The sequence below is a fragment of the Pseudarthrobacter woesei genome (assembly GCF_055412745.1).
On the sequence record NZ_JBVAYU010000008.1, the window covers coordinates 1 to 13,252 of the forward strand.

Consider the following 13,252-nt stretch of genomic DNA (forward strand, 5'->3'; position numbering starts at 1 on the left):
GTCGCCGCCAAGGAGCTGCAGGCCCCGTACGAACTGGTCAAGGAAGTTGCCGCCACCGGCAAGCTCCCGGTGGTGCTGTTCACCGCCGGTGGTATCGCCACACCGGCCGACGCGGCCATGATGATGCAGCTCGGCGCGGACGGTGTCTTCGTTGGCTCCGGCATCTTCAAGTCCGGCAACCCGGCCCAGCGTGCCGCCGCCGTCGTGAAGGCCACCACCTTCTTCGACGATCCCGACGAGATCGCCAAGGCCTCCCGCGGCCTGGGCGAGGCCATGGTCGGCATCAACGTCGACGAGATCCCGGAGCCGCACCGCCTGGCCCAGCGCGGCTGGTAACCGTTCGCCTGCTTCTCCACAAACTCGGCGCCGAGGCGCCTCGTCCCTGGAGCCTCTGCAGTCTCTCTTATTAAGCCGGGAGGGTTGAGCGCTGTTCTCGCCAGGATCTTTCGACGCCGGGCGGTCACCTTTCGAGGTGGCCGGCCGGCGTCGTCGTATCCCTCACCCAAGTGACTGGCAGCAGGGGCCGTTTTGAGCGCCCAGAACGGCCCCTGCTGCGGGTCAGTTGGGCTATAGCAGGCCGCGGCGCTTGAGCAGCGGCCCGAGCTCTGCATCACGTCCGCGGAAAGCCCGGAAGGATTCCAGCGGATCGCGGCTGTTGCCCCGGGACAGCAGCTCGTTCCGGAAGAAGTCCCCGTTGGCCCGGGTGAGCCCGCCGTTGTCCTTGAACCATTCCACCGTCTCGGCGTCGAGGACTTCGCTCCAGATGTAGGAGTAGTACCCTGCGGCGTACCACCCGCCCGCGAAGATGTGCTGGAAATAGCCGGTCCGGTAGCGCGGCGGGATCAGGCTGTGCGCCACCCCGGCGGCGGCCAGTGCCTTCGCTTCGAACTCGACGGTGTCCTCCGGTATGTCGGAGCCGTCCAGCACATGCCAGGCGAGGTCCAGCAACGCGGCGCCCAGATACTCGGTGGTGCCAAAGCCTTCGCCCCAGAGCCGGGCGGCGTCGAGCTTGTCCACAACCTCCCGCGGCAGGGCTTCGCCGGTGACGTAGTGCCGCGCGTAGTTGGCGAGGACTTCCGGCCACATGATCCACATTTCGTTGACCTGCGAGGGGTACTCGACGAAGTCCCGCGGCACCGAAGTGCCGGAGAACCGCGGATACGTCACGGCGGAAAACAGCCCGTGCAGGGCGTGGCCGAACTCGTGGAAGGTGGTGCGGAGCTCGTCCAGGGTCAGGAGCGTGGGTTCCCCGGCCGGCGGCTTGGAGATGTTGAGGTTGTTGATCACCACGGGCAGGGTATCCAGGAGCGAGGACTGTTCTACGAGGGAGTTCATCCAGGCCCCGCCGCGTTTGGAATCCCGGGTGTAGTAGTCGCCCAGGAACAGACCCAGTTCCGTGCCGTCCGGGTTCTTCACTTCCCAGACCCGGACGTCCGGGTGGTAACCCGCGAGGTCGCCGCGTTCGTGGAAGGTGATGCCGTACAGGGCATTGGCGGCGAAGAAAACGCCGTCGTTAAGGACCCGGTCCAGCTCGAAGTAGGGGCGAAGTGCCTGCTCATCCACGGCGTAGCGTTCGCGCTTGACCCTGGCCGAGTAGTAGGCCCAGTCCCAGGCTTCGAGGGGGTGGCCGGCGATCTCGGCCAGCGCTACGGCTTCGGCATCGGCGTTCCGGACGGCCGCGGGGGCGAGAGTGTTCATCATGGTCCGGACGGCCTCAAAGTCGGGCGCGGTCTGCCGGTCCACCATGAGTTCGGCGAAGTTCGCGAAACCCAGCAGCCCGGCCTTTTCGGCGCGGAGCCGGACCATATCCTTGACCAGGTCCTGCACATCGAGGCTGCCGCCGCCGCTGCCTCGTCCGATGGAGGCCTCGTAGAGGCGCCGGCGGACGCCCCGGTTTTCCAGGGCGGCCAGGGCCGGCTGGTTGCTGGGCTGGATCAGGGTGAGCAGGAATTTGCCCTCGTGACCGGCGGTGCGGGCGGCTTCCGCGGCGCTGGCGACGTCGTCAGCCGGCAGGCCTGCCAGCTCGGCGGCGTCGTCCAGCAGCAGCGAGGCCGACTTCATCCCTTCCTTGACGCGCTGACCGAACTCGGTGCCGAGCCGTGCAAGCTCGGCGTTGACGGCCATGAGCCGCTCCTGGCCTGCCTCATCCAGCTGGATGCCTGACTGGCGGAACTCCTTGAGATACTCGTCCACGAGCCGGGCCGCCTCGGCGTCGAGCACGGCGGAGTCCAGTGCCGCGAAGCGCTCGAAGAGACCACGATTGAGGTAGACGGCGTCCTGATGGGCCGAAAACAGCGGGGACAAGCGGGTCTCCAACTCCAGGATCGGGCCCGAGGCATCCGCCGAGACCAGCGTGAAGAAGGCTGCCGCGGCACGGGCCAGCAGCCGGCCGGACTTCTCCATGGCCAGGGCGGTGTTCTCGAAGTCGGCGGGCTCCGGGTTGTCCACGATCGCCCGGATCTCGGCCAGATGCTCCGCGAGACCGGCCTCGACGGCGTCGGCGTAGTGCGCGTCCTCGATGTCAGCGAATGGCGGCAGGCCGAACGGCAGGGTGCTGGGGCTCAGCAGGGGATTGGTCATGAAATAACTCTTTCATGTAATGCTGCGGTTCTCAATGGACTGCTGGGCGTGTTGTGCTGGCGCCCGCCGTAGGATGCCCGGTCTGGGGAATACCAACTCAACTCTTCGCGGACGGCTCGTCGCCGTGGCCGCAGCGGCGGCGCTCGTGGCATCCGTGGCATCCTGCGGCATCATCACCGAGCAGGACAACAACAAGTCGAGTCCTTCGGCGGACGCCGGCGGCACGGCGGCAACAACGTCGGCGGGGACGCAGACGCCGTCGAGTACGCCGACGCCGACGCCGACGCCGACCCCGACACAGGGGAAGGGGCCCGCCTGCGCGGCGGTCCGCTGCACCTCCGTCGTCGTAACCGGGGACATGCTGGTGCACGCCCAGCTGTGGGAGCAGGCACGCGCCGACGCCCTCGCCACCGGGGCGAAGGGCCTGGACTTCGGCCCATTGCTGGAAGGCCAGCGGAAGTACATCGAAAAGAGCGACCTCGCGATCTGCCACCAGGAGACCCCCGTGGCTGGACCGACCGGACCCTTCTCTGCGTATCCCTCCTTCAACGTTCCGCCGCAGATCATTACCGCGGCCCAGCAGGTGGGCTACCAGGCCTGCACGACGGCCAGTAACCACACCATCGACCGCGGGACCGCCGGACTGGTCCGCACCCTGGATGCCCTCGACGCGGCCCGAGTGCAGCACACGGGGTCTTACCGGACCGAGGCCGACTCGCAAGGTGTCCTCATCCTGCAGACCGCTGCGGCGAAGATCGCCGTTATCGACGCCGCCTACGGTCTCAACGGGCAGACCCCCGAGGCGGCCTGGCAGGTGGACATGCTCGACCCCGCGGCCATGATCGCCAAGGCGAAAAAGGCCCGGGTTCTTGGGGCGGACATCGTCCTCGGCGTTATGCATGCCGGTGACGAGTACTCGACTGTCCCCAACGCGCAGCAGCGGGACGTCGCCCACGCCCTCGTGGACAGCGGGCAGTTCACCATGATTTATGGCCACCACACGCATTCGGTGCTCCCGATCGAGAAGTACAAGGGGACCTGGATTGTCTACGGTCTGGGCAACGGCATCACCGAGCTGTCCCCGAGTTACGTGGTGAACAACGAGGGCCTGCTGGTCCGGGCCCAGTTCAGCCAGGATGCTGCAGGCGTCTGGACCGCCTCGGACCTGGGCTGGGCGCCGTCGGTGATTGTCCGCGGACCGTACCGCTGGTGCTCCGTTGCCTCCGACGTCCCGCAGGGCCCCTGCGCCGGAGCCGCGGCCGACGCCGCCACCCGCTTGCGCACCAAGACCGTGGTCGAGTCGATGGGTGCCGCGGCGGCGGGAGCCCACGAACTGCTGATTTCCAAGGAACCGTAGGACCTGAAGGAACCACGACGGCGGACAGCGCCCGGGCGCGCGGCCGTCCACCGGTTGTGCGGCCCGGCTCAGGGAGGCAGACGTCCGGCACCTGGCCGGGATCTCCGCGGAGCCGGAACCGTCGGAGGCCTGCGGCTCTTGCCCCGATACCGACCGGCGAATACCGTGGTGGTGACGCGGCGGGCTTTTGAGGTCGGCTCCGGTCGCGCCTGGACGGGAGGCTTTGGTGGGCAGAGGATCGACGGCGGACAGGGAACCCCGGAACGGGACCTTCCCGAACGGCATGGACTACCTGAACTGGGGCAGCGGCCCGAAAACACTCCTCTTCATCCAGGGCGGGCCCGGAAGTACGGTGCCCAAGGGGATGCTGCGCCGGATGTTCCGGCGGCAGTTCGATCCCTTTCTCCACGCCGGATACGCCGTCTGGATTGTCACCCGGCGCCGGGGAATGCCGCCGGAGCACACCATCGCCGACATGGCGGATGACTACGCGCAGCTGATAGCCGAGGAGTTCGGCGGCCGCGTTGGCGTCGTCGTGGCCGAGTCCTTTGGCGGGATGGTCGCCCAGTATCTGGCTGCGCGGCATCCCGACTCCTTCGGCCGCATCGCCATGGTGGTCACCGCGGCGGAGTTGAGCGACTGGGGCAAGGACGTCGATTCCCGGATGGCACATGCCCTCGCGGGCGGAGACACGAACGGCGCCGGAACAGTCTTCGCCGAGTATCTGCTGCCGGGCCGGCGCCTGAAATGGCTGCGGCAGCTGATTGGGCCCCTCATCAGCCGGCGGATTCTGAGCGGATCCGATTTCCCCTCCCAGGACGTCCTCACCGAGGCGCAAGGCGAAATGACCTTCAATTCCCGTGCGGTGCTCCCGCTCATCCGGCGGCCTGTGCTGCTGATCTGCGGAGGCTCCGACCAATTCTTCCCACGCGAGGTCGCCCGGGAAACGGCCGGGCTGATCCCGGACTGCACCCTCATCTGGTACGAAGGAAAGGGCCATCTCCGGGCAGCCTCAAGTGGCCGCATCGCCCGGGACGTGCTTGCGTTCGCCGGCCGCAGCTGAGCCGCGCCGGACCCGCGGCCGGCAGTTGCGCCGGAGCGAAGAAGTCCTGGCTTCCCGTCTCGAGGTACAGGCGGTGATAGCCGCCGCGCCGGGCCTCGGCCAGGATGTGGGTCAGCAGAACGGTGGCGATGCCGCGGCCGCGTGTGTGCGAGGACGTGCGGATGGACTTGATCTCGCCCTGACCCTCCTGGAGCCGTTTCAGCGCCCCGCCGCTGAGCAGCTCGGCCTCCTCGCGCGCGGTCCAGTAGGCGATGTCCGGTCCCGAGAACGCCGCCTCATCCAGGGCATGAACACTCTCGGCGGGGAAGGGCCCCTCGAGCCTTGTCCGCCGGGGTCGCCGGACCCGCGCCGGGTCGCCGCAACGTTCCGGCGTCTCCGCCGCCTTCCCGCGAATTCGCGTCCGAGGACGGTTGTAGGCCGGCGCCATGGAATCTCTGCACGACGCCGACTCCGGCCGCTGGATCCTGCCGCTCCTGGACCCCAGGGCAAGGGACATGCATTGCGTTGCACCGCGGGGCTATGCCGCCTACGCCCGGGTGTTCCACCCGGCGACCAGGGACCGGCCCGCGGCATCGCGGTCCTGGCGCCGGCAGGACCGCTCAGCCTTCGTCGACGTCGAGACTGAAACCGTTCCGTGGTCCGCCCTGGCGCAGGCCTTCGGCACGTCCATGCACGCAGTGGCCCAGTATCACCTCCTGCCGGGCCCGGCGTCGGAGCCGTACGGCGAAGTCCTCGATGCCGAGGGCTGGCGCTACTCTGAACCGCTGCAGGGCAACCTGGACCTCGGGGTGCTCGCCATCCTCGCGTCGCGCCTGTGCCGGCACACTTCGACGCCGGGCAAGGGCGTCGCCGCCATCTGGGAAGGATGGGGAGGCCTCACGAGTTCCGCGGGCTACAGCCAGCTGACCTTCCACTCGGACGGTGCCGGGACACCACTGACCACAACGCCGGCGGGGGGACGGCGGGCCCGGCTCGGGGCTGCTGCCGGCGAGTGTGGTGAACGGCCCGAAGCTGGAGCTTCCAGGCCGCAGCCACTTCCTCTTCGCCGCAGCCCCATCCGGATTCACCGAGCCAGCCTGGGCAAGGGACGCGCCGTGGCACCATGATCCGCGGTGGCCTCAGTCACCCAGCCTGCTCTGGCCCGACGACCGGGCCTGGATCATGGTCACGGAGATCGATTTCGATTCGACGATCGTCGCCGGCAGCCCCGAACTGGTTGCCGGGCTCGTCGCGGATCCGGCGATTGAAGCCCTGGAGCTCCCTGAAGGCGCGGACCTCAGTTGGTTTGCCGGACAGTAGGCGGGACGAGGCCAGCGCCAGGCTTTGGACGGCGACGAGAAGAAAGGTCAGTGACCCATGGACTGGAGGTGCAGCCTGGGCAACGGACGCAGCCGCCACGGCACGAGCATGTGAAGGCTGTTCAGGCCGCTTCAGCCCGGCTGATCGGGGCTACGGCCGCCGCACAAGCCCCGCACAAGCCCCGCACAAGCCCTGCACAAGCCCTGCACAAGCCCCCGCAGCTCAGCGCGGGCGGCGGGCGGCGTGCTCGCGGGCGAGGACGGCGTAGGAGTCGTCCGGGGTGCCGGGGGAGAAGCTGCCGTACTTGCGTTCGACGGCGGTCCGGATGAGGAAGTCCGCCAGCGCCGGGTTTTTGGGCAGCAGGGAACCATGCAGGTAGCTCGCCACGATGTTCCGGTAGCGGGCGCCTTCCTTGCCGTCGTTGCTGTTGTTGCCCGTGCCCTTGGCCGTGGTTCCCAGCGGCGAGACGCCCGGACCCAGGGTGGTCTGGCCGCTGTGGTTCTCGTACCCCAGGACGGTGCCGAACTCGGGGGAGGACACGGAGACGTTGCCGATCAGCCGCTCGTCGGTGCCGTGGGTCTCCACGTCCAGGATGCCGATTCCCGGGATGACCGAGCCGAGCCGGGTCTTGAAGAACTTCCCGAACAACTGGTAGAGCCCGCAGATCACCAGCATGGGAGTGCCGTCCTCGGCCAGCTCCTTCAGTGTGGACCCGCGCGAAAGGAGGTCGTCCTTGATAACGAGCTGGCCGCTGTCCTGCCCGCCGCCGCCGACGATCAGGTCAACCTCCGCCGGAAACTCGTCGCCGACGTTGTATTCGAGCAGCTCCGGCGTGTAGCCATGCCAGCGCAGCCGCTGGGCGAGCACCAGGGCGTTGCCCCAGTCGCCGTAAATGTTCATGTCCCGCGGATACAGCTGCAGGACGCGGATGCTGCCCTTGCCGGGTGCAGCGGATTCCTCCGGCGGCAGCTCATGACCGAAGGAGAGCCTGGATTCGTTGGACTCGGGGGTCACGAGACTACCTCCACCGTGGTGATTTTGGACAGCTCGCGGCGGATGGCCAGCATCGCCGTATAGGTGCAGAAGATCCGCTTCGGCTTGTCCGTGGCATCGCGGATAAACGCGGCCAGCGCGGGCGCGATCTCGGTGTCCACGGCTCCGATCGCGACGTCGTCGTACTGCAGCCGGAGCGCCATGTCGTAGGCGCGGGAGCCGGTCAAACCGTCCACGCCGCCCTCGCGGAGGGTATCGAATTCGACGTCCCAGAGCCAGGACATGTCCCGTCCGTCGGCATAGTTGTCATTGATCGCGATCATCGTCGCGTAGCCGGCGGCCGGAAAGGACTTCAGGCCCAGCCGGAAACCGCTGGGATTCTTCACCAGCACCAGGTCCAGCGGCAGGCCATCGACGACGAGGCTTTCACCGCGGCCGAATGCCGGCGCCACCCGGGACAGTGCCTTCAGCAGTCCCTCGTCATCGGCCATCGCCGTCTTTCCCTGACCGCCGTCCCGCACCGCAATGGCCCGGGCCAGGGTCAGCGCGGCCGCCGCGTTGAAGATGTTGTAGACGCCCCGGAGCAACATCGCGGTGGTCACCGTGACGCCGTCGTACTCGAAGTCCGCATCGTCCGCACCCACCCGGCGCAGCACGACGTCGGCGTGCGGCCTTGCGGGGGCCGGCGGCACCGGGCTGCCGGGGGCCGCCCGCATTTCGTCGTCGTTCGGGAAAGTGCTCAGCAGCGAATCATCGAGGCCGAAGTAGAGGACCTCGGGACCGGTGAGCGTTTCCGCGATGCGCGCGACCCGCGGGTCCTCCCGGTTCAGCACCACGGTTTCCGTGGTCTTGGAGGCGATGTGCTGGAGCAGCTGCGCGGTCTTGTCGATCTCCCCGAAGCGGTCCAGCTGGTCCCGCAGGACGTTGAGTAGGAGGCTGTAGCGCGGCGGCACCTGGTTGACGAAGTGTACGGCGTGGGCTTCGTCCAGCTCCAGCACGGCGACGTCGGCGCTCAGCCGGCCGCGCCAGTCCACCTCCCCCAGCAGGGCGGCCGCCACGCCGCGGGTGAAGTTGCTGCCCGTGCGGTTGGTGAACACTTTCAGGCCCTGGCTCTCGAGCAGTTCCACCACCATCTTTGTGGTGGTCGTTTTGCCGTTCGTACCGCTGACGACGGCGACGCCGATGGGCAGCGTGGACAGTGTCCTCCGCATGAAGCCGGGGTCGATTTTTTCGACTACCAGCCCGGGAAGGGCAGAGCCTCCGCCCCTGAGCCGGGAGATCCGGCGGACGAGCTTGCCGAGCGGAACACTGAAGTAAAACATGCTTTGTAATATATCCCAGCGGCGGCATGGAAGCCTGCCGGCTGCGGTGCCGGCGGGGTTCCGGCCACTATGCTGGTCGGATGACCAACCCCTTTTCTGCGCTTCCTTCCCGCGCGGGTGCAGGCCTGCGCATCGGCGTGCTGGCACTCCAGGGCGATTTCCGCGAACACCTGCACGCGGTGGAAGCAGCCGGCGCCACGGGCATCGGCGTCCGGCGCCCCGCCGAACTCGATGGCCTCGATGGCCTCATCATTCCCGGCGGCGAATCAACCACCATTGACAAGCTGTCCCGGATCTTCGGGCTCCGGGAACCGCTGCGCGAACGACTCCAGGCCGGGCTGCCGGCCTACGGCTCGTGCGCCGGCATGATCCTGCTCGCGGACGAGATCACCGACCCGGCCAGGGACCTTGCCGGCAACCCGCAGCAGACCTTCGGCGGCCTGGACATCACGGTGCGGCGCAACGCCTTTGGCCGGCAGCGCGAGTCCTTCGAAACGGATCTCGACTTCAAGGGCCTCGAGTTCAGCGCCACGGAGCACGGCGTGGCCCCAGTCCATGCGGTCTTCATCCGCGGACCCTGGGTGGAGCGTGTCGGGGACGGCGTGGAGGTCCTGGCCACAGTGGAACCCTCCAGGGCGTCCCACCCCGAGGCGTTGGCCGGGACGGCTAGAATTGTTGCTGTGCGCTCCGGCAAGCTGCTGGCCACCTCCTTCCACCCGGAAGTGACGGGGGAGAAGCGTGTGCACGAACTGTTTATTCGAATGATCAGAGGAGAAGCGTAAAGCATGTCAGGCCACTCCAAATGGGCGACGACCAAGCACAAGAAGGCCATCCTCGACAGCCGCAGGGCCAAGTCGTTCGCCAAGCTGATCAAGAACATCGAAGTCGCCGCCCGTATGGGCGGCCCGGACCTTGCCGGCAACCCGGGCCTGGAACTTGCCGTCACGAAGGCCAAGAAGACCTCGGTTCCCGCTGACAACATCGACCGCGCCATCAAACGCGGCGCGGGCCTCACCGGTGAAGTCGTGGACTACACCGAGATCATGTACGAATGCCGCGGACCGCAGGGCTCGGCGTTGCTGATCGAGTGCCTCACGGACAACAAGAACCGTGCTGCCTCGGAAGTCCGCCTCGCCATCTCCCGCAACGGCGGGACCATCGCTGATCCCGGTTCGGTCAGCTACCTCTTCTCCCGTAAGGGTGTTGTGTCGCTGCCGAAGAACGGCCTGACCGAGGACGACGTCCTGATGGCCGTGCTCGACGCCGGCGCCGAGGAAGTCAAGGACAACGGCGACAGCTTCGAGATCCACTCCGAGCCGACCGACCTCCAGGCCATCCGCGATGCGCTCAAGGAAGCGGGCATCGAGTACGACTCCGACGAAGCCGAGTTTGTGCCCTCCATGGAGGTTCCGCTGGACCTCGAGGGTGCCAAGAAGTTCATGAAGCTCGTGGACGCGCTGGAAGAACTCGACGACGTCCAGAACGTCTACAGCAACGCCGACCTCAGCGACGACGTACAGGCCGCCCTGGAAGCCGAGTGACCCTTCGCGTCCTTGGCGTCGATCCGGGCCTCACCCGCTGCGGAATCGGCGTCGTGGACGTCGAGCGTAACCGCCGCGCCACCCTGGTGGCGTTCGGCGTCGTCGGAACCCCTCCCGAGGAGAGCCTGGACCGGCGCCTGCTGGTGATCGCCACCTCGATCGATGAGTGGCTGGACAAGTATGAACCGCACGTCCTCGCCGTCGAACGCGTCTTTTCGCAACTCAATGTCAGCACGGTGATGGGGGTCGCCCAGGCTTCCGGCGTGGTGATCGCCGCCGCTGCCCGGCGCGGCATCCCGGTGGCGCTGCACACGCCGTCGGAAGTCAAGGCCGCCGTCACGGGCAGCGGAACGTCCAACAAGGACGCTGTCACCAAACTGGTCACCAAGATCCTGCGGCTCGACACCCCGCCCCGCCCGGCAGACGCCGCCGACGCCCTGGCGCTGGCCATCACGCACGCCTGGCGGGCCGGCAGCGGGATTTCCACCAAGGGCGCAGTCACTACCGCAGCGGGCAGCCAGTCGCTGACCCCGGCCCAGCGCGCCTGGGCGGACGCCGAGGCGAAAGCGCGCCGTTCAGGCTGAATGTCCGGCTGTGCCGCCGCAGAGCTTGGTAGGATATTCGTAGATATGTTCGATAGCCGGCGTTTGCCGGCAGTATTTCAGGAGCCCGGCTTTGATCAGTTTTCTCCGCGGACCCGTAGCGCACGTCGGTCTGTCCTCCGCCGTGATCGACCTCAATGGTGCCGGCATGAGCGTGAACGCCACGCCGCAGACCCTCAGCAGGCTCCGCGTGGGCGAGGAGGGGAAGCTCTTCACCTCCCTGATCGTGCGTGAGGACTCCCTGACCCTCTTCGGCTTTGGCAGCGATGACGAACGCGAGGTCTTCGACGTGCTCCTTAGCGTCAGCGGCGTGGGCCCCCGGCTGGCCCTGGCCGTACTGGCCGTCCACGAACCCGAAGCCATCCGCGTCGCCGCGCACTCCGGCGACGGCAAGGCGTTCACCATGGTGCCCGGGATCGGGCCAAAGGTCGCGGGCCGGATCGTGCTGGAGCTGGCCGGAAAGCTCGTTCCGCACGGGACCGCAGGCGCCGCGGCCCCGGTGGCATCCTCGGAAGCCGTCTGGAAACCGCAGGTGGTCGCCGCCATGACGAGCCTCGGCTGGTCCGAAAAGGATGCCGTCACCAGCATTGACAAGTCCCTCGCCGACTCACCCGAACTCGCCGGGAAGGGCAATGTGGCCGAGATCCTGCGCGCCACCCTCCGCTGGCTGGGCCAGGACGGCGCACGCGCCGGAAACAGGGTAGGCTCCCGTGGCTGAGCCGTCACTCGTGGCCGGGGGAGAGGAACCGGAGGAGCGCGTTATCGAAGCCGCCCTCAGGCCCAAGAACCTGCACGACTTCGTCGGCCAGCACCGGGTCCGCAAGCAGCTCTCCCTCGTGCTGGAGGCCTCCCGCATGCGCGGACGCAGCGCGGACCATGTGCTGCTCTCCGGCCCGCCGGGCCTGGGCAAGACGACGCTGTCCATGATCATTGCGGCCGAGATGAACGCCCCGCTGCGGATCAGCAGCGGCCCGGCCATCCAGCACGCCGGAGACCTGGCCGCCATTCTGTCCTCGCTCTCCGAGGGTGAGGTTCTCTTCCTCGACGAGATCCACCGCATGTCCCGGCCTGCCGAGGAAATGCTGTACATGGCGATGGAAGATTTCCGCGTCGACATCATAGTCGGCAAGGGCGCCGGCGCCACAGCCATTCCGCTCGAGCTGCCGCCCTTCACCCTGGTCGGTGCCACCACCCGGGCCGGACTCCTGCCCGGGCCGCTCCGGGACCGCTTCGGCTTCACCGGCCACCTCGAGTTTTACTCCGTTGCAGAACTGGAACTCGTGCTCCGGCGCTCCGCCGGACTGCTGGACCTCAAGGTCAACTCCGCCGGGTTCAGCGAGATCGCCGGACGGTCCCGCGGCACACCCCGTATCGCCAACCGCCTCCTGCGGCGCGTCCGGGACTGGGCCCTGGTGCACGGCATCGAACAGATCGACGCGCGCGCCGCCTCCGCGGCGCTGGACATGTATGAGGTGGACAAGCGCGGCCTCGACCGGCTGGACCGTGCCGTCCTCGAGGCGCTCATCACCAAATTCGGCGGGGGACCGGTGGGCCTGTCCACGCTCGCGATCGCCGTCGGTGAAGAGACCGAGACGGTGGAAACCGTCGCCGAGCCGTACCTGGTCCGCGAAGGACTGCTGGGCCGCACACCGCGCGGCCGGATTGCCCTGGCCCCGGCGTGGACCCACCTCGGATTCGCGGTCCCGCCGGGGATCTTCAGCCAGGACCCCCTAGAGCTCTTTCAGGCCGAGGAACTGGAGCCGGGCATGGCGGACGGCCCGGGGGAACAAGCCGGGCCGGAATGGATCCGTAACAGTCAATAGCACCACCCGGTGGCCTTTTCCCTTTAGACTGGAATGACGCTCGGCACGTTCGGGTCTTTGTTTCTGTGCGCGGCACCCATCCGGCCGCCGTGGGCTGGGCATTGATTTTCTGGCAGTCTCTTCTGACAGGTTCGCTGCCCGGGTGCTGTCCGGGGGCATCGGCCGCCCGGTTGGCCCGGAGCGAAGCAGACGTTGCCGATGACCAGCTATGCAAGTACAGAATGGAATTTTCCCCGTGGATCCAATGAACATCCTGCTGTTCGTCATGCTTGGACTTTTCGTCTTCATGATGTTCCGCCGCAACAAGAAGACCAAGGAACAGGCAGCCACGCTGCAGTCACAGTTTGCCCCGGGTGTGGAGGTCATGACGAGCTTCGGCCTGTATGGCCGCATCGTCGAGATCGACGACGACGAGAACAAGGTCCTGCTGGAACTCTCCCCGGGCAACACCGCGACGGTGCACCGTCAGGCAGTCACCAAGATCGTTGAGCCGGTAGCCGTGGACGAGGAGCCCGCGGTCGTTCCCGACGACGCATCCTCGCTGACCATCGAGAAGACGGACAGCTCAGCTCCCGTCAACGAAACTCCGCGCAACGAAACTCCTGACGAAACCATGCGCCGCCTCAATGACGAAGGCAAGAAAGGCAGCTAGTCTGCCCTTTGAGCTATCCC

Annotated in this window: 15 protein-coding genes; 11 read left to right on the plus strand and 4 right to left on the minus strand. The window is 67.4% G+C overall.

Going from position 1 to position 13,252, the window contains the following annotated elements; all coding sequences use genetic code 11:
• Nucleotides 1-336 (plus strand): beta/alpha barrel domain-containing protein (locus ACZYZE_RS12505; RefSeq protein WP_463907985.1); only part of this gene is annotated, 336 nt, incomplete at its 5' end.
• Nucleotides 337-567: 231 nt separating this feature from the next.
• Here ACZYZE_RS12505 and ACZYZE_RS12510 read toward each other — a convergent pair.
• On the minus strand, nucleotides 568-2,580 hold the full coding sequence (locus ACZYZE_RS12510; protein ID WP_463907987.1) for a M3 family metallopeptidase: 2,013 nt from the start codon (nucleotides 2,578-2,580) through the stop codon (nucleotides 568-570).
• Between the two features lie 73 nt (nucleotides 2,581-2,653).
• Here ACZYZE_RS12510 and ACZYZE_RS12515 point away from each other — a divergent pair, with 73 nt between their 5' ends.
• Nucleotides 2,654-3,937: a CapA family protein gene (locus tag ACZYZE_RS12515; protein WP_463907989.1), complete on the plus strand. Its 1,284-nt coding sequence runs from the start codon at nucleotides 2,654-2,656 to the stop codon at nucleotides 3,935-3,937.
• 226 nt (nucleotides 3,938-4,163) lie between these two features.
• Nucleotides 4,164-5,000: an alpha/beta fold hydrolase gene (locus ACZYZE_RS12520; protein ID WP_463907991.1), complete on the plus strand. Its 837-nt coding sequence runs from the start codon at nucleotides 4,164-4,166 to the stop codon at nucleotides 4,998-5,000.
• Here the strand turns inward: ACZYZE_RS12520 and ACZYZE_RS12525 are convergent.
• Nucleotides 4,912-5,496 carry a GNAT family N-acetyltransferase gene (locus ACZYZE_RS12525; RefSeq protein WP_463907993.1) on the minus strand — a complete coding sequence of 195 codons (585 nt, stop codon included), beginning with the start codon at nucleotides 5,494-5,496 and terminating at the stop codon, nucleotides 4,912-4,914. The two genes, ACZYZE_RS12520 and ACZYZE_RS12525, sit on opposite strands and share 89 nt — an antisense overlap.
• Here ACZYZE_RS12525 and ACZYZE_RS12530 point away from each other — a divergent pair.
• Nucleotides 5,426-6,106 carry a hypothetical protein gene (locus tag ACZYZE_RS12530; RefSeq protein WP_463908189.1) on the plus strand — a complete coding sequence of 227 codons (681 nt, stop codon included), beginning with the start codon at nucleotides 5,426-5,428 and terminating at the stop codon, nucleotides 6,104-6,106. The genes ACZYZE_RS12525 and ACZYZE_RS12530 overlap by 71 nt on opposite strands.
• Before the next feature lie 55 nt (nucleotides 6,107-6,161).
• A complete protein-coding gene (locus ACZYZE_RS12535; RefSeq protein WP_463907995.1) occupies nucleotides 6,162-6,299 on the plus strand; it encodes a hypothetical protein in 138 nt (45 codons plus the stop codon).
• A 222-nt stretch (nucleotides 6,300-6,521) separates the two neighbouring features.
• On the opposite strand, the gene ACZYZE_RS12540 is transcribed toward ACZYZE_RS12535, so the two are convergent.
• Both ACZYZE_RS12540 and ACZYZE_RS12545 read right to left on the minus strand, forming a co-directional pair.
• Nucleotides 6,522-7,268, minus strand: coding sequence for a type 1 glutamine amidotransferase (locus ACZYZE_RS12540; RefSeq protein ID WP_463908180.1), 747 nt, complete (start codon nucleotides 7,266-7,268; stop codon nucleotides 6,522-6,524).
• 41 nt (nucleotides 7,269-7,309) lie between these two features.
• Nucleotides 7,310-8,614: a Mur ligase family protein gene (locus ACZYZE_RS12545; RefSeq protein ID WP_463907997.1), complete on the minus strand. Its 1,305-nt coding sequence runs from the start codon at nucleotides 8,612-8,614 to the stop codon at nucleotides 7,310-7,312.
• An 80-nt stretch (nucleotides 8,615-8,694) separates the two neighbouring features.
• Here ACZYZE_RS12545 and pdxT point away from each other — a divergent pair, with 80 nt between their 5' ends.
• The 6 genes from pdxT to yajC all read left to right on the plus strand — a co-directional run bounded on the left by pdxT (nucleotide 8,695) and on the right by yajC (nucleotide 13,232).
• The gene (pdxT, locus tag ACZYZE_RS12550) at nucleotides 8,695-9,396 is read left to right on the plus strand and encodes a pyridoxal 5'-phosphate synthase glutaminase subunit PdxT (RefSeq protein ID WP_459319190.1); all 702 of its coding nucleotides are present in this window, start codon (nucleotides 8,695-8,697) and stop codon (nucleotides 9,394-9,396) included.
• A 3-nt stretch (nucleotides 9,397-9,399) separates the two neighbouring features.
• Nucleotides 9,400-10,155 (plus strand): YebC/PmpR family DNA-binding transcriptional regulator, encoded by a 756-nt coding sequence (locus ACZYZE_RS12555; protein ID WP_459319191.1) that lies wholly within the window; start codon nucleotides 9,400-9,402, stop codon nucleotides 10,153-10,155.
• A complete protein-coding gene (ruvC, locus tag ACZYZE_RS12560; protein ID WP_459319192.1) occupies nucleotides 10,152-10,739 on the plus strand; it encodes a crossover junction endodeoxyribonuclease RuvC in 588 nt (195 codons plus the stop codon). The genes ACZYZE_RS12555 and ruvC overlap by 4 nt, the downstream gene beginning before the upstream one ends.
• Before the next feature lie 91 nt (nucleotides 10,740-10,830).
• A complete protein-coding gene (ruvA, locus tag ACZYZE_RS12565) occupies nucleotides 10,831-11,475 on the plus strand; it encodes a Holliday junction branch migration protein RuvA (RefSeq protein ID WP_459319193.1) in 645 nt (214 codons plus the stop codon).
• Entirely contained in the window at nucleotides 11,468-12,580 is a 1,113-nt protein-coding gene (gene ruvB, locus ACZYZE_RS12570) for a Holliday junction branch migration DNA helicase RuvB (RefSeq protein WP_463908000.1), read from the plus strand. The genes ruvA and ruvB overlap by 8 nt, the downstream gene beginning before the upstream one ends.
• A 244-nt stretch (nucleotides 12,581-12,824) precedes the next feature.
• Entirely contained in the window at nucleotides 12,825-13,232 is a 408-nt protein-coding gene (gene yajC / locus ACZYZE_RS12575; RefSeq protein WP_459319241.1) for a preprotein translocase subunit YajC, read from the plus strand.
• The last annotated feature ends 20 nt before the right edge of the window (nucleotides 13,233-13,252 follow it).

What these genes read in the sequence shown, in the direction of transcription:
- ACZYZE_RS12510 (WP_463907987.1), bottom strand. Translation starts at nt 2,580, where the DNA reads ATGACCAATCCCCTGCTGAGCCCCAGCACCCTGCCGTTCGGCCTGCCG.
- ACZYZE_RS12515 (WP_463907989.1), top strand. Translation starts at nt 2,654, where the DNA reads ATGCCCGGTCTGGGGAATACCAACTCAACTCTTCGCGGACGGCTCGTC.
- ACZYZE_RS12530 (WP_463908189.1), top strand. Translation starts at nt 5,426, where the DNA reads ATGGAATCTCTGCACGACGCCGACTCCGGCCGCTGGATCCTGCCGCTC.
- ACZYZE_RS12525 (WP_463907993.1), bottom strand. Translation starts at nt 5,496, where the DNA reads ATGTCCCTTGCCCTGGGGTCCAGGAGCGGCAGGATCCAGCGGCCGGAG.
- ACZYZE_RS12535 (WP_463907995.1), top strand. Translation starts at nt 6,162, where the DNA reads ATGGTCACGGAGATCGATTTCGATTCGACGATCGTCGCCGGCAGCCCC.
- ACZYZE_RS12545 (WP_463907997.1), bottom strand. Translation starts at nt 8,614, where the DNA reads ATGTTTTACTTCAGTGTTCCGCTCGGCAAGCTCGTCCGCCGGATCTCC.
- pdxT (WP_459319190.1), top strand. Translation starts at nt 8,695, where the DNA reads ATGACCAACCCCTTTTCTGCGCTTCCTTCCCGCGCGGGTGCAGGCCTG.
- ACZYZE_RS12555 (WP_459319191.1), top strand. Translation starts at nt 9,400, where the DNA reads ATGTCAGGCCACTCCAAATGGGCGACGACCAAGCACAAGAAGGCCATC.
- yajC (WP_459319241.1), top strand. Translation starts at nt 12,825, where the DNA reads ATGAACATCCTGCTGTTCGTCATGCTTGGACTTTTCGTCTTCATGATG.